Origin of the sequence: Sporocytophaga myxococcoides DSM 11118 (genome assembly GCF_000426725.1) — a bacterium.
Lineage (GTDB): Bacteria > Bacteroidota > Bacteroidia > Cytophagales > Cytophagaceae > Sporocytophaga > Sporocytophaga myxococcoides.
Map to the genome: position 1 here is coordinate 246,153 of NZ_AUFX01000006.1, position 18,595 is coordinate 264,747.

Annotated in this window: 15 protein-coding genes; 3 read left to right on the top strand and 12 right to left on the bottom strand. The window is 34.8% G+C overall.

From position 1 onward, the window contains the following. Window positions 1-50 precede the first annotated feature (50 nt). From K350_RS30975 to K350_RS28150, 11 genes are all read right to left on the bottom strand, one after another. Window positions 51-2,111 (bottom strand): RCC1 domain-containing protein, encoded by a 2,061-nt coding sequence (locus tag K350_RS30975; protein WP_051313017.1) that lies wholly within the window; start codon window positions 2,109-2,111, stop codon window positions 51-53. 49 nt (window positions 2,112-2,160) lie between these two features. Next, window positions 2,161-2,901 (bottom strand): hypothetical protein, encoded by a 741-nt coding sequence (locus tag K350_RS0109625; protein WP_028979733.1) that lies wholly within the window; start codon window positions 2,899-2,901, stop codon window positions 2,161-2,163. After that, entirely contained in the window at window positions 2,898-3,473 is a 576-nt protein-coding gene (locus tag K350_RS0109630; protein ID WP_028979734.1) for an RNA polymerase sigma factor, read from the bottom strand. The genes K350_RS0109625 and K350_RS0109630 overlap by 4 nt, the downstream gene beginning before the upstream one ends. A gap of 535 nt (window positions 3,474-4,008) precedes the next feature. Then, on the bottom strand, window positions 4,009-6,378 hold the full coding sequence (locus K350_RS30980; protein WP_051313018.1) for a GDSL-type esterase/lipase family protein: 2,370 nt from the start codon (window positions 6,376-6,378) through the stop codon (window positions 4,009-4,011). Window positions 6,379-6,404: 26 nt separating this feature from the next. Next, window positions 6,405-8,795: a GDSL-type esterase/lipase family protein gene (locus tag K350_RS30985; protein ID WP_051313019.1), complete on the bottom strand. Its 2,391-nt coding sequence runs from the start codon at window positions 8,793-8,795 to the stop codon at window positions 6,405-6,407. Window positions 8,796-9,037: 242 nt separating this feature from the next. Further along, window positions 9,038-9,667 carry a cadmium resistance transporter gene (locus tag K350_RS0109645; protein ID WP_028979735.1) on the bottom strand — a complete coding sequence of 210 codons (630 nt, stop codon included), beginning with the start codon at window positions 9,665-9,667 and terminating at the stop codon, window positions 9,038-9,040. Between the two features lie 9 nt (window positions 9,668-9,676). After that, window positions 9,677-10,465 (bottom strand): hypothetical protein, encoded by a 789-nt coding sequence (locus K350_RS0109650; RefSeq protein ID WP_028979736.1) that lies wholly within the window; start codon window positions 10,463-10,465, stop codon window positions 9,677-9,679. 355 nt (window positions 10,466-10,820) lie between these two features. Beyond that, window positions 10,821-12,755, bottom strand: coding sequence for a sugar-binding protein (locus tag K350_RS33040; protein WP_081670951.1), 1,935 nt, complete (start codon window positions 12,753-12,755; stop codon window positions 10,821-10,823). Between the two features lie 273 nt (window positions 12,756-13,028). After that, a complete protein-coding gene (locus K350_RS0109660) occupies window positions 13,029-13,610 on the bottom strand; it encodes a HupE/UreJ family protein (protein ID WP_028979737.1) in 582 nt (193 codons plus the stop codon). Between the two features lie 144 nt (window positions 13,611-13,754). Further along, window positions 13,755-14,519 carry a T9SS type A sorting domain-containing protein gene (locus K350_RS28145; RefSeq protein WP_162144155.1) on the bottom strand — a complete coding sequence of 255 codons (765 nt, stop codon included), beginning with the start codon at window positions 14,517-14,519 and terminating at the stop codon, window positions 13,755-13,757. Beyond that, a complete protein-coding gene (locus tag K350_RS28150; RefSeq protein ID WP_037574907.1) occupies window positions 14,476-14,892 on the bottom strand; it encodes a hypothetical protein in 417 nt (138 codons plus the stop codon). The genes K350_RS28145 and K350_RS28150 overlap by 44 nt, the downstream gene beginning before the upstream one ends. Window positions 14,893-15,105: 213 nt before the next feature. On the opposite strand from K350_RS28150, the gene K350_RS0109670 reads away from it, so the two are divergent. From K350_RS0109670 to K350_RS0109680, 3 genes are all read left to right on the top strand, one after another. Further along, window positions 15,106-15,516, top strand: a complete 411-nt coding sequence (locus tag K350_RS0109670) for a hypothetical protein (RefSeq protein ID WP_028979738.1) — start codon at window positions 15,106-15,108, stop codon at window positions 15,514-15,516. 80 nt (window positions 15,517-15,596) lie between these two features. Next, a complete protein-coding gene (locus tag K350_RS0109675) occupies window positions 15,597-16,385 on the top strand; it encodes a hypothetical protein (protein WP_156026987.1) in 789 nt (262 codons plus the stop codon). A gap of 55 nt (window positions 16,386-16,440) precedes the next feature. Further along, window positions 16,441-17,061, top strand: a complete 621-nt coding sequence (locus tag K350_RS0109680; RefSeq protein ID WP_028979740.1) for a hypothetical protein — start codon at window positions 16,441-16,443, stop codon at window positions 17,059-17,061. 206 nt (window positions 17,062-17,267) lie between these two features. On the opposite strand, the gene K350_RS0109685 is transcribed toward K350_RS0109680, so the two are convergent. Beyond that, window positions 17,268-18,452, bottom strand: coding sequence for a hypothetical protein (locus K350_RS0109685; protein ID WP_028979741.1), 1,185 nt, complete (start codon window positions 18,450-18,452; stop codon window positions 17,268-17,270). Window positions 18,453-18,595: the final 143 nt, after the last annotated feature.

The following is an 18,595-nucleotide window of genomic DNA, read 5'->3' on the forward strand; positions in this document are numbered from 1 at the left end:
TCTTCTTTCTGATGAACAGCCTCAAATATAAATTACAATTCAACTTTAGTCTATCTGTTAATTACTACATATCCCTTCATAACCGGATTCCCTTCACCCAAATTAATTACATAAAAATAAGTGTCGTCTTCTAAAGGTACTTTTCCAGCAACATTACTTTCTCCCTTCCACACTTTGGATTCATTATTATATGAATTATTTCTATATACCAACTGTCCCCAGCGATTATATATTTCCACTTTGTTATCAGGATATAAATCAATAAAATCTATAATCCACTCATCATTGATATTATCTCCATTCGGAGTAAATCCGTTATAAACCTTAACTTCGGAAGCATCAACAATCCTTATCTCTGCAGCTTCAGAATACCTGGCAGGACAACTGCCTCTTTTGACATAGGCCCTGTAATAAGTCGTTTTTAACAAGTTATTATAAACACAAGAAGATTCCGAGGACTTTATAATTTGCCAGTCTGTAGTAAAATTATCTTTTGAATATTCCCAGAACAAAATTGTTCCTTTATAATCTTTTAAACGGAGAGTATCTTTATTCAAATGAGCACGGACACTCGCTGATGATTCAACTATACCGCTTTTGGTCAATGAATCTATATCTATTACAGTTACAGGAGAATAGAATGTTTTACCACAATCATTTAATAAAACTCTGTAATAAGTTTTCTTCTTAAGATTTATATATTCATTAGAAAAGCTGGTATTAACAATAGATGTAAAAGTCTCAAAATTATCTGTCGATAGTTCCCACCTCTCAATTGCTGAATGGTATTTAGTAATATAAACTTTGCCTTTATTAGATTCAACACAAACAGAAGAAGCATTCTCCATTTTTCCATTACCTGGAAATACATCTCTATCAGGTTCACATGGCAAAGTTAGCATGACGGGAAGCCATCTATCTACGTGATCATTAAGCCCCAGCTGGCCGAGAGGATTTCCACCCCAAACGTAAATTTCATTTTTATCATTTCTCACTATGCAATGAATATCTCCGACAGATATATAATTAATATCTTTCAAATCTCCGGTACCTGAAGGGTCTTTAACCTTTACCGGGAGAGCAGAATCCAGAGTATCATTTTTACCAAGCTGACCATAATCATTAAGTCCCCAGGCGCAGACAGTCTTGTCAGACATTAAAGCAAGAGCTACACCTTGCCCACCTGCGATAGCAACAACACCGGACAAATGCTTGGTACCATCAGTACTCCTAACATAATCAGGTAACAGGCGATCGGTTTTATTCCCAGTACCAAGCCTGCCGTCCCAGTTAGGTCCCCAGACCCAAAGAGTATCACTGTTAGATAAGGCATACGAATAATTATCCGCAGCTTCTATTTTTATAATATTATTCAAAACAGACTTTCCTGATTTATCCTTAACAGGTATGGCATATGCTGAATTTGTTTTATTACTCTGACCAAGTTGGCCTACATGGTTTTTTCCCCAGCCCCATACGCTGCCATCACATAACAAAGCAATGCAAAATGTACCACCTCCGCTGATTGCTTTTACATTCTTCAAAGTATCGCCAGGTGCCTTTAACACATATGAAGGATAATATACAGGATCAGTAAAATTACCAGTACCTGTTTCCCCATTGGCATTGCCACCCCAACTTAACACCTTACCATCATTTGTTAGCGCATACCCGGTTGTATTTCCTGTCGAAATCTGCTTTATATTACTCAAATGTCCTAAACCTCCAACACCTTTTACGATGTAGGGAGTAAGTCTTTTGTTCAATGTCCCATCACCCACCTGACCGCGATCATTGGGCCCCCATGATAAAACTGTGTCTCCTGAATTGGTAAGCGCCATAAAAGTTGTTACTCCTTCCAAAGATACCTGTTTACATCTGGGAGGTATTCCTCCATTTATACCGGAAATCAGGATAGGCACATTGGAAGGAACTAAGGAACCTATTCCAAGCTGTCCAACGTTATTTTCACCTGTTAAAAATACTCTTCCATCTTCACACAAAAAAGCAGAGTTATCATCACTCGCAGAAAAAAATACATTCTGGCCCTTAGCTTCTGATAAAGCAAGAGTAGCAAATAATATACTAAACAGAAGAGCTCTGAAATGCATCTAAAGTACCTACAATTTCAAATTTAACCTAGTGACTAAAACATGAATATTATTTACATTCTATTGAAGGAACCTCTACTTTAACATTCAACCTGCGAACACAACCTTTGGCATCTTTTACAAACAAACTGTACTTTCCTTGTTTAAGGTCTCCGATAAATGGTTCAGAAATAAATTCCCGATTGGGATGTATTGAAAATTCAAACGGTGCTTTACCATATTTAATGGTGTTCAAATCAACTTCAATAGCACCATTACTTTGATCAGTGCATGCAGCTCTTGCCTGACAAGAGAAACTGATCAACGTGTCTTTACAAATATCATGATCATTATTTATAGCAGCATTTTTTTCCAGACTATCTTCTGGCAAAAGTTCAGGAATATTATTCCAGGCTGCAGTATCGATTTCATTATTTTCAGAAACAGAAGTAACAGTATCAGTTAGTACCGGATTGTTTTTGGGTTCGGGCTTAACTTGCTCATCTGATTTAAGAAAGAAGTACAATAAAACAGCAATTAAAACCAATGCTGCGCCGCCTCCAAAATACTTCCAGCCATTATTCTTATTACCGATATATTTACTACCGCTAAGATCCTTGTGCATTCTGGCTTTTAAATCAAGGAGATTTTGACCTACGACAATCTGATAGCTTATATTTTGTATTTCAAACTGCTCAGCAAATTCCTTATTCGACTTAAGCCTTTCTTCAAAATCAGATTTCTCCCCTGCGCTCATCTCTCCATTGAGATAGCGATCTATCAATTCATATGTATAATCGGGGAGACTCATTGCTTAAATAATGATATGATGTGAGAATTATCTTTTACCAGATTGAACAGTTTTTGCCTGCATCTGTAACTATATGTTTTAGCTACCTGATCACTCGAGTAGCCCATTTTTACAGCTATTTCTTTAAGACTGATTTTATCATATATAGTATACATCAGAAGCTTCTTACATTCTTCGCCAACCCTATCCATTATATCTTCTATTGCTTTAGCCTTCTCTGCTGTAATCATATCCGCCAATACATCCGTACCTTCTTCTTCACTGTCATCAAACTCAGTTGTATTAACAAGTCTATTATCCCTCTTTGCCTTATTGATCCAAAGATTCCTGGCCACACTAAACATAAAGGCTCCTATTTCCTTCCTTTCATCAAACTTATTAAGTTTGACCTGATTATAAAATATCACTACGGTATCTTGAAATATATCCTTCGCATCCTCATGAGAGCCACTATTGTTGGTGATATATTTTTTGATATGAGGAAGGACATCTTTATACAGATTACTCAGAACAGATTCATTATCTCCTGTTCTGATCGCCTTCAGTATTTCTTTATCATTTAGCCTTCTCATTTCTTATACAAAGATGGTAAGGAAAATGTGAACAAAGAGTTTTTGCTTAATACTCTGAACTCGAGAACTAAGCATATTCTTTTTTATAAACAGACTAGACGGATTCATCAAATTTATATTTTCTAAAAGATCTCAAACTAAAATCTTCTGTTCTTATGATTTAAAGTGATGTTATACTTCTATAAGATTATTTAAATAATTCTTATGAGTGACACCCAAAACTATTAAAACACTATTAATAAATCACTTAGGGTATACGAATTCTCTTCATTGCAGTTTGTTTTACTTATCCGATTTTTAAAATAAAAACCCTATACCCATTACAACTGAAATAACAGAAGGTGAACAACATTTTAAAAAAGTTGCGATCAGAGCAGTAATTTAATTTAGAAGGCCTGTTTAAATTAAAAATCCCTGCCTTATTTTAGAAGACAGGGATTTTTAATTTCAATAATCCGGAACCATGACCTACTCAATATCAACAAATTAAACTAACTCTTATATTCAGACTATAACAGAATGAATCTTCAGGATCCTATTTTTTAATAATTCGCAAAGTCTTGATACTTTTTTCTGTTTTTAATCTTAGCACGTAAACACCTGGTAATAGTTCGCTTCCCCCCAGACCTGTTTCAAAACCTTTTCCCGATTCAATTTCTTTACCGGAAAGATCATAAAAAGAATAGGTATAATTTCCCGAAGTTCTTAATACAATAGAACCTGTAAATGGATTAGGATAACAAATAACATTATTGGAACTAAGATCTTCAGCTAAAATGCTGGTGACCACACATGATCCTTCCGAGACTGAGTTATCTGTAAAACCGATATAATCAAGGTTTGGCAAGCCATCAGCAGTTTTTGCGGCTAATCTGACCATATTATTTCCATAATTAAGATAAACATCAGCCTCTAAAGTAATCCATGTTGTAAAGTTTCCTGTAGAAGGAAAAACAAGTACATTGCTCTGTTCAATGGAGTTAATTACAATACCGGAAGATCTACTTGTGGCACCTCCATTCGCATATCTGATCAGGAGTTTATAATTTCCGGACGCCTCTGCATTAAATGAAAAAGTTGCAGACTTTCCAATAGCATTATCGGCATTCACATATCCACTACCTTCAAAACCTGCATTGGTAGATTCATTCCGGATACCATCTACTTCACATGCTTCCTCAGCCTGAAGTTTACCTACACAAGCTTTTTTACCAGTATTGCCACCAACGCAAACTCCGCATGCATCCAAAGTTGCGGTGCCATTCAGAACATTTGCACAATCCACACAACTTGATTCTGTTTTCCCACAACCGCAAACTCCCGGCTCTGATTTATATTTATCATCAGGGCATAGGTCTGTTTTGTCTGATACATATCCTGAAGGCTGTGTGCATGATGATTGAGAGACTACAGGATCTCCTTTTCCATCTCCATCAACATCTGCATACCATGTAGTTTTGGCTTGAACTGAAACTACAGTTGCAGGTGAAACAGCCTTGCAACCACTAACATTGATTACTTCTACGGTATAAGTACCTGCATTTGCAGCTACATAAGTCTGGGAAGTTCCTACCTGAGTAGTTTCATTCTTCCAAATATAAGATGAACCAGAGGATGAAGTTAAAGTAACACTTCCTCCTTCGCAGAAAGAGGTGGATCCAGAAGCCGAAATAATTGCAGAACAGGTAGTAGTTGCTCCTTTATAAATAGCTGAATATGATGTTGAAATTGCTCCAGACTTAATTGTTGTAAGCGTTGCAGTTGATAATTGACCTCCCGAAGCATTGTTCCATTTCTGAAAGGTTCCACTGGTTTTGGGCAAAGTCTTTAAAGTTATAGTAAGGCCTTCAGGATAGCTTGCAGTCCGTGTGGTCGCCAAATCCGAACCAACAGGATTTACACTGACACCTATCTGATATCTTGGTTTTATATAAGGAATAAGTTTACTAACATTTGCATCTGACTTCAGCTCTTCGATCCCCTGCACCACGAGATTCGCCATTGCTATAGCACCCATCTCCTGAAAATGAACATCGTCCGTATTTCCATTAGGATAGTTAGGATATTCTCCGGCAACGTAATTATTGTACCAGAAACGAGTAGTATAGGCCTGACCTGCAGCTTCCATCTGCACTTTTGCCTTTGCATCCAAATCTATCAAAGGAACTTTCAGATTGTTTGCAACAGTGCGCACGGCAACAGGATGATCATGATATGAATCATAAACTGTTCCATCAGCATTCCAGGCATTTCTTCTCAACGTAGCGACAAGAACAGGATAAGCACCTTTGGCTTTCGCTTCATTTACAAACTTTGTCAAATACTCTTCGAACACTCCTCCTGTTGGAGCATACCGGGCTGCATCTGCTTTATTTCTATCGTTTATCCCAAACTGAATAAATACATAATCTCCCGGCTGCAAAGCATTTCTAACTGCAGGCCAGAAGTTGTTGTAAAAACTTTTTGAGCTTGTACCTCCAACAGCTTTATTAATCACTTGAACATTATTACTGTTAAAAAAGAAAGGCAAAACCTGCCCCCATCCTTTTCTCGGATAATATCCGTCATTATAGTCCTGAACAGTAGAATCGCCTATGGTATAAATTTTTATAATTGCTCCAACTGAGTTGATTGCTATAGTTATATCTTCTGTATGTGTATATCCTGACTCTTCTGTGATCTTCACAGAGTAATTGCCTCCATCATCAACTGAAAGAGATTGATCAACTCCTCCTTCAATAAGTTTTCCTTCTTTAAACCATTGATACGAGCAGCCATCCGGAGCTATCAATGATTTCAATTTATTATCTGCTACTATTCCTTTTCCGGAAAAACAATAGCCCAATGCAGGTGATAATAATAAAATGAATAATAAAGCGAAGAATATTTTTTTAGTATTTCCCATTGTTAAGATTGATTCTTATACACCATTTATCTTTTAATAATGCGTACAGTCCTTGTAGACTGAAAAGTCTGCAATTTTATTGTATAAATGCCAGGTAACAATTCATTACCTGCAAACCCTGACTTAAATCCTTTACCAGATTCAACTTCTTTGCCGGTAAGATCATAAATAGAATAAGAATATTCATGAGGGGCTTGCAAAGTAATTGCTCCTGTGAATGGATTTGGATAGCAAAGACTTTCATCCGAACTCATATTTTCTAAATAAACTCCTGTTACCAGGCAATGACCGGCTGTAATAGCATTTTCTGTAAAACCAATAAAATCAATATTTGGTAATCCATCAGCAGTCTTTGCAAACAACCTGACTATATTATTACCTACATTGAGATATACTTCTGATTCTAATGTTGACCATGTTGTAAATGTTCCTGTAGAAGGAAATGCAGGTACACTGTTTTGTTCTATAGAATTAACCGAAACTCCGGAAGAGCGACTAGCCATACCACCATTTGCATATCTGATCAATAGTTTATAATTTCCGGAAGTTGCTGCATCAAAAGAAAAAGTAGCTGATTTGCCAATGGCATTTTCAGCATTCACATAACCTGTGCCTTCAAATCCTGCATTTGTTGTTTCATTGCGGATACCATCAACTTCACAGGCTTCTTCTGCCTGAAATTTATATAAACAAGCTTTTTTCCCAGTGTTCCCTCCTACACAAACGCCACACGCATCCAAAGTTGCAGTGCCATTCAAAACATTTGCACAATCCATACAACTAGTCTCTGTTTTTCCGCATCCACAATTTCCAGGCTCTGATTTATTTTTATCATTCGGACAAAGATCTGTTTTGTCTGCTACATAACCAGTAGGCTGAATGCATGATGATTGTGAAACTTTTGAATCTCCTTTTCCATCTCCATCTGCATCTGCATACCAGATGGTATTGGTTTGTGCAGTTATAGAAGTTGCTACTGACAAAGCTTTACAACCACTGGCATCTGTTACTTCCACAGTATAAGAACCAGAAGTTTTAGCAACATAAGTCTGTGTAGTTGCTACCTGAGTAGTTCCGTTTTTCCAAAGATAAGATGAACCAATAGAAGATGTTAGTGTAACGCTTCCTCCTTCACAAAACGTAGTTGCACCGGAAGCACGGATGGTTGCAGAACAGGTTGTTGCTCCTTTATAAATTGCACTATAGTTGGTAGCTGCCGCACCTGATTTAACAGTTGTAAGTGTAGCAGATGATACTTGTCCACCTGCTGCACTTTTCCATAGCTGAAAGGTACTACCTGTTTTAGGTAAGGTTTTTAAAGTAACCGTCAGGCCTTCCGGATAGCTTGCTGTACGGGTTGTCATCTGATCTGTCCCAAGAGGATTGACATGTACTTTTATTTCATACATAGGCTTCAGGAATTTAGCCAAACTAACCATGCTAGCATTACTGGTTAATTCTGAAATACCCAGAACCACCATCCTAGCATTCTCTATAGCGCCCATCTCCTGAAAATGTGTCCCGTCTGTAATTCCATTAGGATAGTTGGGATATTCACCTGCAGGATATGTATGATAAACAAACCTCGTGATATAATTTTGTCCCAAACCTTTATATAGATTCCAGGACTTCATATTAAGATCAATAAAAGGTACGTTCAAAGCTGTAGCAACTTCAAGCATTCCTCCACGATAGTTATTACCGGTTTCTGTAAAAACATTACGCATGGTTCCATTGCTCCATGCGTTCATTACCATAGGAGAAACAAGGACTGGTATAGCACCTTTGGCCCGACTTTCATTGACATAAATGGTTAGAAATTTCTTATAATCCTCAACTGAGGTATATCGTTCAGCCTTTGAAAAATCTCTGTCGTTATGCCCGAATTGAATGAATACATAATCTCCCGCAGCCAAAGCATTTTTCACAGTTGTCCATCTGCCTTCTTCATAAAAGCTCCGGCTGCTTCTCCCTCCTATTGCCCTGTTGTCAATCTTAACATTAGCACTATTGAAAAAATAAGGTAGCATTTGCCCCCATCCTGTCATAGGATAGGTCGATGCTGCATAATTACAGACAGTAGAGTCACCTATCAAATATATAGTTATAACAGCACCAGTTGCATCAATAGCTAGCAATACTCGCTGATAAGTTGAAATACCTTCATCATCAGTCATCAAAACCGAATATTCACCGGTTTGTGAAGGTTTTAAAACCTGATCATCCTCAGCATTTATTTTCTGACCATTATAAAACCATTGATAACTGCAAGCATCAGGAGCAATCAGTGCCTTTAAATTTTTATCATAACTTATTTTATTTATCTCCCCGGAATATGCTGAAAGAGAAATGAAAGTTAAACTAATAAGAATAGCCAGTTTACCGGCTTTAGTAATTTTTAGAAGGAGTCCTTTCATATATGGATTAATCTTAAACAACCTGAAAATTAATCCATATACAATTTGAGAGATTAAAGGGTAACAGATATCGGGATTTTTTTTAAAAAAGAAAATTCGAAGTTCCCCAAAGTTCCATAATCTCCTTCTTACCAAACACTTATACTTGGAAATTCCTATGATGCAGATATTAGATCACAGAGGTACATAAGGAGACTTAGAGAAACACAGAGGTTTTTATGCACAATTTTAGAATATTAAACCTATGGATAATTGAACCTAGAAGCAATTAATACGAAAAAACTAAAGCTTTTTGATTCTGCCAATATCCAAATACCAAGAGCAATCAAAAATACGGGAAGGATTATATGTCCATATTTACCCAATACCTTTTCAACAAAAGGATGTTTAACAAAATAAAAAGCAAGAACACACCAAACAGCAATCATCACCATAAACACTATGACAAATAGCATAATAGTGGTTAGTGAATTACTTGCAAACAAAGGAGTATAAACGCCCAGATTATCTCCGCCATTTGCAATTGTTACTAAAGCTACATTTAAATATTGAATCTTAGTCTTAGAAGCACCTTCAGCATTTTGTGTTTCATCATTATCAGATTTAAAAAGAGCTATGATCCCTTTCAATCCAAGCACTATCGGTATAATACCAAGTAATCCAATCCATCTTGGTTCAACCACCTTCCCAAGAATAAACCCGGAAAGACTAATGATCACTAATGTCATCACTCCCAAATACTGACCTATAACGACATTGCTCTTTTTATATGCAGGGTTGGAAAAATACATACTGAGAATCATGAGATCATCAATATTAGTTAAAGCAAATGTTGTTATTGCCAGAATGATTGATGGCAAGTAAATTTCCATATCTGAAAATCAATCAATCATAAAAATAATAAATAACGACATCCAGATAACATTCAAGGGCCACAGCCAGAATACCCAATTTGTGTTATTTCTTTCAAACTTTTTTATGGCAAAATTATCTATTTGCTTAAATAGTAAAGCTGCTCCAATTTGCTTATCTCCTGAGATAAAATCGTTTTTTCGTTCAAGTATAAATTTGGCAATAGGAATCTTTTTTAACAGGTGGATAATTGCTAATCGAAGAAAATAAGGCATTGATTTAAAGCTTTCATTTACCTCTTTCGCAAAGTCTATAAAATTTGTAAGCTCTTTATTGCTGACCTTTGATTTACCTTTGAGATAACCAGTTACTTTTTCCACCGCTATTTCACATAGCCTTTTAACAAGGGGCTTCGCACTTTCGTATACCAAATTCATAGTTTCTGTTCTTATAAACAGATAAGCCCAGTACCCGGCATTGATAGTAAGCCCTATTCCAAAACACAGAACTATAAAAACATAAAATAATTTTTCTCCACTAAAATCTGTTGCAAAAAGTCGAAATAGAGAATAACCAAAAAGAACCGTATTGGTCAATGCAAAAAATGTAATGATTAAAGCAAATCTTTTACGGCCTTTGATTTCATAATCCCCTCCTCCTAAAATCAGGCTGAATGGATTTTCAAGGAGAGAAAGAAGGTTATCAGTTTCCCCTATATTGTCAAGGCTATTTCCAAAATCAATTTCAAACTCCTTTTCAAATTCTTTTTCTTTACCATTAGAATAAGAACTTCCGTAGATTGTTAATTTTTCTTTCATAAGCAATTAAATACTTTTCAATACAACAGTAAGACAAAGTATTGCAGGTATACAATTATAAAATAAGGAATATGAAGTTATGAAAAATTTCTAACCAATGGAATAAAATGATTTAAGCGGAGAGATAGATGAGATAGTCTCTTTGAGGAAACCATGCAGACTATAAACCATCCATCCCTCATCTGCAAAGTGTTACAATTCTTAACAGTTTCTTTTTAAATAACTGGAGTATCCTCAAAAAAGAGGCTCAGGTTTTTAAACCTGAGCCCTGAAAAACTAAAACTAACTATAATAAACTTGGAAAATTGACTGAGACTTTATTAAGTTCTAACAATAACAGACTGAATACCAAAGATCATTCTTTAATAAACTTCATAATAGTTTTATTTGAACCTTCCTGTATACAAATGGCATAAAAGCCAGGAAGCAGGTTATCAATATTTACATCAGCTCCGGATGTCCCTTCCCGCACTTCTTTTCCCGAATAATCCATAATACTATATGTAAATTTATCTGATACTCCGGATATCTGTATAGAACCTTTCGCAGGATTAGGATACAAAGTAATGCTGTTCTTTGTAGTACTGACAATAGAAGTCACCACAAATGACTCCAATCTTCCTAGTCCGAAAGTTGAAGGGTTTGAATAAGAATTATCCTGTGTCGCAAACCAGGTAATTTTGCCATCTCTTAAAGCCTGATCACTATCATTGATATGGAAATCCATTCCTATGTTTTTTCGATCTGATGGACTGACACCTATTAAAGACCATGGAATAGATGCTTCCAGTATATATCCAGTGCTGTTTTGAGTAGCTTTTGCTATAATTCCCGTTACTGATTTACTATGCCCTTCCTGAATCTGAGAAGCATCATATCTGATTACAAATTGAAAATCGTTAGCATCATAACTTGTTGCCTTATCATTGTTTCCATCAATGTATAGTTCCACACCATCGTTCTCCCAGAAGTTTGTTGACGAAGCCCTCTTCTGACTATCAGTAACATTGTATAGTACATACAAATTCTGATTATCATAAAGTACATTAACTTTTGCACTCAGATCTGCATCATTATCGACTGTCAATATTTTATTTTTCAGCTGATATGTATTGGAATTGCTCCAGATAGGATCTTCTGCGCCATCTATTACAACTGGGGTTTCAGTCTTTACTACTTTAACTCCCAGAAAATCTGTAACGGTAAGTGTTATAATATTACTTGTAACTGTACCTAATTTATTTGATACTACAACTTTAAAAGTGCTTTTATCATAAGCAGCATCAACATTTGCAATAGTAAGCGTAGCTGAACTTGCTCCGTAAATAATCTGATCATTTCTATACCAGACATATTTAAGATCGGTACCGCTCGCAGCAATAGTTAATGTTAGTGTTTGATTTTGAGCAATGGTCGTATTACTTAGATTTCCTGTAATAGATGGAGCAGTATCTTCTGTCGGAGGAAGTAAGGTTAGCATTTTTTGTGCATATCTTGTACCAAGCAATCTGTATCCTGCAGAAGTAAAATGTAAATTATCAGACTGATCAGTACAACCACTTGAAGAAATAACATGTGCCGTTGGAATTGTATTTGGCAACTTGTCTATAATAGAATTATGTCCGGCACAAAGACCACCCTGGGCTGCATCCACAACCTGACCTACAAGTAAAGGAACATTTGCAGCGGTAAGTCCAAGATCTTTTAATAGGTTTTCATATACCCCTTTTACTTTATTTGGCCATGTTGACTCTCCGCTATTTGATTCACCCTGATGCATCAGTATACCTTTTATCACACCATCCTTTTGGGCAATCTTGGCTAATTGAACAAGTCTTCCATAAGGATTACCACCATATTGAGCAATAATATCTTTCATCCATTGTTGCTCACCAGCAGCATAGCTAGCATAATTCACCTTATCAAAGAGTTCTATCTTACAGCCTGCAACAGCAACATGAACAATTCCAACCTTTATATTGGATGGAAGATTTTTAACCATCTCACGGCCGAAATAATCAGCAGGTCCAAGTTTAGTGTTACATCTCGAAAGAGGTGGTGTAGCAGTCCTCCAGGTTTCCTGAGGCTGACCAGAACAATTAACAGCCTGCATAATCCTAAACCTGCTATCTACAGATTGATCCTGATTTTCTATAGTACCTTGCCCTTCCATGTTAGATTGTCCGAAACACAGATAAATATGAAAATTAGGATCCTGGGCATTTACAAAGAAATGACTGCCCATAAATAGTGAGAATAATATGAGTCCTTTAATTAGTGTGGTTTTCATCTTAATGAATGTTGTAAAGTTTTATAGAGAATCCTTCTAAACTCTATGGTTATAAAACGAACTAATAAGCTATTAGCCAGACTCCTTTAGTATTTTCCAGAGATTTAAGCTTTACACTGAACCTAAAAAAAGGTAAACATTCAAAATAATTATTTAAAAAAATGGGGATGATAGAAAGCACTAAGAAGGAAATCAAAAGAACTATGGCCTTATAAAACAAAAACTAGGCACATTACCTGACCTTTGTTGATATTATAAGTCATATCAATGGTATTACAATAAACTAATGCGGCTATAAATCAGAAATATTGCTATCACTGCTCCTGTGAAAGAAAATAGATATTTCCATTTATTATGTGTAAAAGATTTAAATCGATTGAGAAGAAAATAAAGAGAAAAGAAAGCACAAACAATCAGCATTTGTCCCACTTCCAGCCCAATGTTAAAAGCAAACAGCGGAAACGTGATGCTTTGATTGCTTCCCATCAATGCAGAAAAAAAGTTTGAAAACCCCAATCCATGAATAATTCCAAAAAGCAGAACAATTAAGTATCGGAATGTATTATTTCTAATAGACTCTGAAGCATAAAAAATATTAGTAACCGCAGTACAGAGAATCGTCACAGGAATTAAAAATTCAACTAGCTGACTGTTAGCAGAGACAATGTGCAGAGCTGAAAGAGCCAAAGATAATGAATGACCTATTGTAAATGCAGTAACGAGAATTGTTACCTTCTTCCATTCAGAAACAGAATAAACGGCGCAAAGCGTCATTAAAAAAACAATATGATCTATACCTTGAAAATCAGAAATATGCTCAAGACCTAACTGAAAATATATGCTAAATTGGTTCATCTCACATGCATTTTTTTTACTATAGACTTATACACTTGAGAAAACGAAAAGTAATTCAATAATCATTTTTTTTATAAAGAACCACAAGAATGTTTTAATCAGACATTGATAAATTATAATAAATTTTACCTGCATTTTATTGGTTTACTCTACAAGAATTCGTTTAACAACAACCTCATTTTGTCTGATATACCTAAGAAGATAAATACCTTTATTAATTGAGGGAGCAATGACAATACCTTCCTTGTGTAACTCACAGCTTTCAACAACATTTCCCTTCATATCAATCCATTCTACGATGGAATTCTCCATCACTCCCGGTAAATTAACTATCTCATTCTGTTTTACAGGTACTGGAGATATTGACAATTTATCATTACTGGTATTAGATTGCATATTTGAGGTAACACTACCTTCAACAACATCGGCAAGTCTGGTTGAAATAACAATATCATCGAACCATATATAAGAATCAACAAGCGGAGCCCAGTCAGCAGTACTTCCACCATGGAATGTAGAAAAATAAAGGGCATCAACTTTATCTCCATTAGTTACAAACTGTATCCTTGAAAGCTTGTCTACCAATGCACCGCTATAAAGCCTTATCTGTGCATGCTGATCATTAATCCACATTTCTACTTCACCGTCTTTATTAACACCACTATTTACTTTAACCCTCTGAGAAATTTTATACCATTGACCTTTCTCAAAGTATAAAGTCTTTCCATCTACAACTGTATCATAATTATCCCCGCAAGGTGGATTAACTTTATTCAAATGATATAGGTAAATAACAGCTTTACCATCAGTTCGCCTCATTAATCTTGCCGTAAATCCATTGCTACCAGTGCAGGTTGCACAACCACTACAACGGCCTCCACCAGAGTCCTGGTAATTTACCGCCTTCACTGGATGCTCCCCAGCTAAAGTCTTCACTGAAACGAACATAATAAGATGCAAAATATTCTTCTTGTGGAGGAACCATTAAAGGTGCTTGCCCTCCTGTATTTGCTGTTCCGAATTGTCCTTTGGGATAATAAAGACGAAGAGCATTTGAACCGCTTTGGGAGAATGCATCGTCCACAATAGCTCTATTAACATCAAATCCATTGACCCAGGGAACTGTAAAGCCTGCTGATTGCCATTCTGCTTTAGTAAAATAGGATCCCTTTGAAAATTGCTCAAAATCTGACGATTCAACAACCTGACCAAATACATTTATTGAAAGAAACAATAAGAAAAGCAGGCTACAACTAAGCAAAAGACTATGTTTCAGGGACATAATTTTTCAGATTAATATTAAGAGGAGATGATAAATAAATATACTGTAAAATAAATTTATAGTTACGAATTGAATTTCAAAGGTACTTAAGAACTACTTATTTGAAGTCTTAAGATTTATCCTAAACATTAGATTTTTTATTACATTACATAATTAAATTCATTATTGCTGGTAGGAGACAAATTTTAATACAACTTTTTAAAATAAATACATATGAATATTCTTGATGCCCTTATCTTTTTGGGTGAGCTTTTAGCTTTAACACCAGATAGAAAATCCGACAAAAGATCTATTTTAGAAAAATCTAATTCCATAGTTCAAAAACTGATTACACTATTTATCACTCTAGCAATTATCTTTTTGATAGTAGAAATAAACTTCAAATATCTCCCTTACAATCTTTGCCTTACTCCTCTGCTGGTTTCTGTAATTACCATGTCCTTATCCATTGGATTTTCTATTTTATTAAACAGAGTTTATAACATACAATATACTTATAGCTCCTTCATTGTACTGATCATAACAATGGCCCTATTCTTAAGTTCGCTGACCTTTACAATCAACAGGATGGCAGATCAAAAATTATTTAAAATTATTCCATATTCTCAAGCCCTTAAAGATTAATATATTCTTTTATATCATTCAATTATAGAAAAACAATAATTCTCACATTACTAAATAATATTTCTTAAAAGAGGGAATGTATGATCCGAATAGTATTTTTTACAATTGGTTCTCTACTCTCTTTGCAGATGCAAGCACAAGTCACGCTAAACAGTAAATATGAAGGAACAGACCTTTACTTTCAGAATCCATTCAGTGATGACAACTACAATACATATTGTATTGATTCTGTTTTTATAAATGAAAAAAAAGTATTCGATCACATCGATAGCTCAACATTTAAGGTTGTCCTTTCAGATTTGGATCTTCATGATACTTTTCAAGTGAAATTATTTCATAAGAAAACATGTAAACCAAAACTATTAAACATAAATCTTGCTTGTCATCACATAAAAAAATTTGCTTTTAAATCCCTTGAAATAAAACAAAATTATCTCTTCTGGACGTGCACAATAATTCCCAAAGGAAAATTTCAAATCGAGCGATTTGATTATAACTCATGGGTCATTAACAAAGAAGTCAAAGTATCTGACACGACAAAATATTCTATCCTTCTTAAACACTATTCCGGACTTAATAAGTACAGAATTAAATTTTTGCAGGAAAATGGGGAAGTAGTTTATTCAAGTGCACTAGAAATAAATTCAGATGTTCCTTGCCTCAATATTCAAACTATCAATAAGCAACTTTTATTCTCAGGAGAGTTTGACTTTGAAATATTGAATACTTATGGTAACAGTCTTTTAAAAGGCTCCGCTTCAGCAGTTGATCTCTCCTTCCTTTCCAATGGAATTTACTTTTTAAATGCAGATAATAAGACTTATAGAATAAAAATCAAAGAGGGGAATATAAAGATAAAAAGCCCTTAAAATCATTCTTAAATGCTTATCAAAGTAAATCATAATAAAACATGGAAATAGTTAGATGAAAAAAATCATAAGTATAATAGCAATCCTAATATTAGTTCTAATTTGTATTATTAGCATTTATATATATTTCTATTACGAGGAATTCAGGGATGTACAATCAGAATTTAACAAGATTGAAAATGTTGAATCAGTTGAACTAAGTATAGGGAATTACGACATAGATTTAGAAGAAATTTCTGCAGATGTTGTGCTTACGGACAGTACCCAAATAGAATTTGCTTCATCAATATTCTCAAGCAGCTTTAAAGACACAAGCTGGGTAGATATAAGACGATACAATAATTGGATTTTTGAAACACATACATTCAGAGACAATGATTTATTCAAATATTCTTGTAGTTCAACCATCGATCTGGGAAAGGATGGAGAATTGAATGGATGTACTGTAATTGACATTAATAATATTACAGACGCTATTAACTATCACACAGAAATAGAAAGATTTATAAATCAAATTCCAGTCTATTCCGAGATGCTAATGATTGAATATCCCGATTATAAAAAATTCATAAGTAAAGCCCCCAAAGATAAAGTCTTAGAATGGAGCCATGACAAGTTTGAAAATAAATTCGACAGGTTAAAATCAAAGGCACGGATAATCAAACCTCTCCACTAAGTCACTCTTTTGGTTCAAACGTCATCGCTTAAATCAAGAGAATGCCTGATATTAACAAAAGCTTATTAGACAATATGAGGAAATAGATCCAAGCGGACAAAACAGCAACCTATTAAAAAATAAAAGGATCCTACGCAAAATTATCCTTTTGTTTATCTAAAAATAAAAACCTGATCATTCGATCAGGCTTTATTTTTAAAACTACTTTAAAAATTGATTCCAGGAATAACAATTCTATTTTCAGATCCTTTTCTGACATTAGTACTTACTACATCCCTATAAAGCAATCCAGAAACTGAAACATTCCCTTTATCTTTATTCCAGTAATTAGTCTGAGCTGAAAACAAGCCATTAGACACGTCAATTGCTTCTGTTAAAAGGTCTCCCCAGTAACTAGTCTGAGTGGAGTTCAGTTCAGCAATTTTATATATATAAATTGTATTCAAACCAGTTCTTCCAGTCCAGCCATATCCGACTTTTGCGACTGATTCGTTCATATATATGGGATCTGCATTGAATAAATTTTCTCCTTCCTCATAAACCATTAACAATCCATTATCCTCATACCAATACTGATAAGCAGTTTTTGACGGATCGGATTCATAAGTTATCTTTACTTTGTAAATATTTGCATTAGGAAGTTTACTTTCTATGCTTATATTAACAAAATCCTCTTCGCCACCCAAAATTACTTCAGAATACCTCCATTTATTACCTACTTTCATAAATGCAAAATCGCCAAATGTAATTGGATATACAGCTCCGTTAGATGGCAGAGTGGAGATTGTATAGTCTTGTAATTGAACTTCAGCATCAGTCTCATAAGAACCACTTCCAATCAAACCAACTGTAGGAGAATAATAATTATAAACTGTTTCGTTACTTCTAACAATTTTTACTTTTACAGCATCTTTAACAAGTCCTTTTCCAGTATACACAGTTGCATTTAATGAATCGATTGTACAGGAAAAAGCAGTACCATTTTCTGTTCCACTCCATGTGGTTCCTACCGGGACATTAAATTTACATCTTATAAAATAATTGGATGGATCACGATGTCTGAAAGAACTGTATAAATTTCCATTTTTCAAGACATAATAAACTGTCGGATAAATTGTAGTAACATCCTCTGAAGAGTTTCTTACCATAAAGGTATCTTTACCAACTTCCTGCTCAACTTTAGCAACAACAGTTCCGCCAAAAAAACCAGTATACAGGTAAGTATGCGACGTACCTACCTTAAGAAAGGTTACACCATCATTACTTCCCCCATTATTACCTCCATTATTAGAATTGTTAGATGGAGCAGGATCATTTCCTTTTTTACAAGAAACAATCATTCCTATTACTAATAGAAATAAAAACGTTTTAAAAAAATTTTGCTTTTTCATTTTAATTAAATTTATCATATAAAAATACTTCAATATCTCCCCTTCCTCAAATCAGAAAGAGAGAATAATTATCCACAATTGCCAAAAATAATCGTACACAACAACTTAGATTACAAATAGAATTTATTATTTATCCTACCTAA

Bases quoted from the DNA above. Each gene is read 5' to 3' on its own strand.
- K350_RS30980 (WP_051313018.1), bottom strand. From the start codon at position 6,378: ATGGGAAATACTAAAAAAATATTCTTCGCTTTATTATTCATTTTATTA.
- K350_RS0109685 (WP_028979741.1), bottom strand. From the start codon at position 18,452: ATGAAAAAGCAAAATTTTTTTAAAACGTTTTTATTTCTATTAGTAATA.
- K350_RS0109670 (WP_028979738.1), top strand. From the start codon at position 15,106: ATGAATATTCTTGATGCCCTTATCTTTTTGGGTGAGCTTTTAGCTTTA.
- K350_RS0109650 (WP_028979736.1), bottom strand. From the start codon at position 10,465: ATGAAAGAAAAATTAACAATCTACGGAAGTTCTTATTCTAATGGTAAA.
- K350_RS30985 (WP_051313019.1), bottom strand. From the start codon at position 8,795: ATGAAAGGACTCCTTCTAAAAATTACTAAAGCCGGTAAACTGGCTATT.
- K350_RS0109680 (WP_028979740.1), top strand. From the start codon at position 16,441: ATGAAAAAAATCATAAGTATAATAGCAATCCTAATATTAGTTCTAATT.
- K350_RS28150 (WP_037574907.1), bottom strand. From the start codon at position 14,892: ATGTCCCTGAAACATAGTCTTTTGCTTAGTTGTAGCCTGCTTTTCTTA.
- K350_RS0109660 (WP_028979737.1), bottom strand. From the start codon at position 13,610: ATGAACCAATTTAGCATATATTTTCAGTTAGGTCTTGAGCATATTTCT.
- K350_RS0109630 (WP_028979734.1), bottom strand. From the start codon at position 3,473: ATGAGAAGGCTAAATGATAAAGAAATACTGAAGGCGATCAGAACAGGA.
- K350_RS0109675 (WP_156026987.1), top strand. From the start codon at position 15,597: ATGATCCGAATAGTATTTTTTACAATTGGTTCTCTACTCTCTTTGCAG.
- K350_RS30975 (WP_051313017.1), bottom strand. From the start codon at position 2,111: ATGCATTTCAGAGCTCTTCTGTTTAGTATATTATTTGCTACTCTTGCT.
- K350_RS0109625 (WP_028979733.1), bottom strand. From the start codon at position 2,901: ATGAGTCTCCCCGATTATACATATGAATTGATAGATCGCTATCTCAAT.
- K350_RS33040 (WP_081670951.1), bottom strand. From the start codon at position 12,755: ATGAAAACCACACTAATTAAAGGACTCATATTATTCTCACTATTTATG.
- K350_RS0109645 (WP_028979735.1), bottom strand. From the start codon at position 9,667: ATGGAAATTTACTTGCCATCAATCATTCTGGCAATAACAACATTTGCT.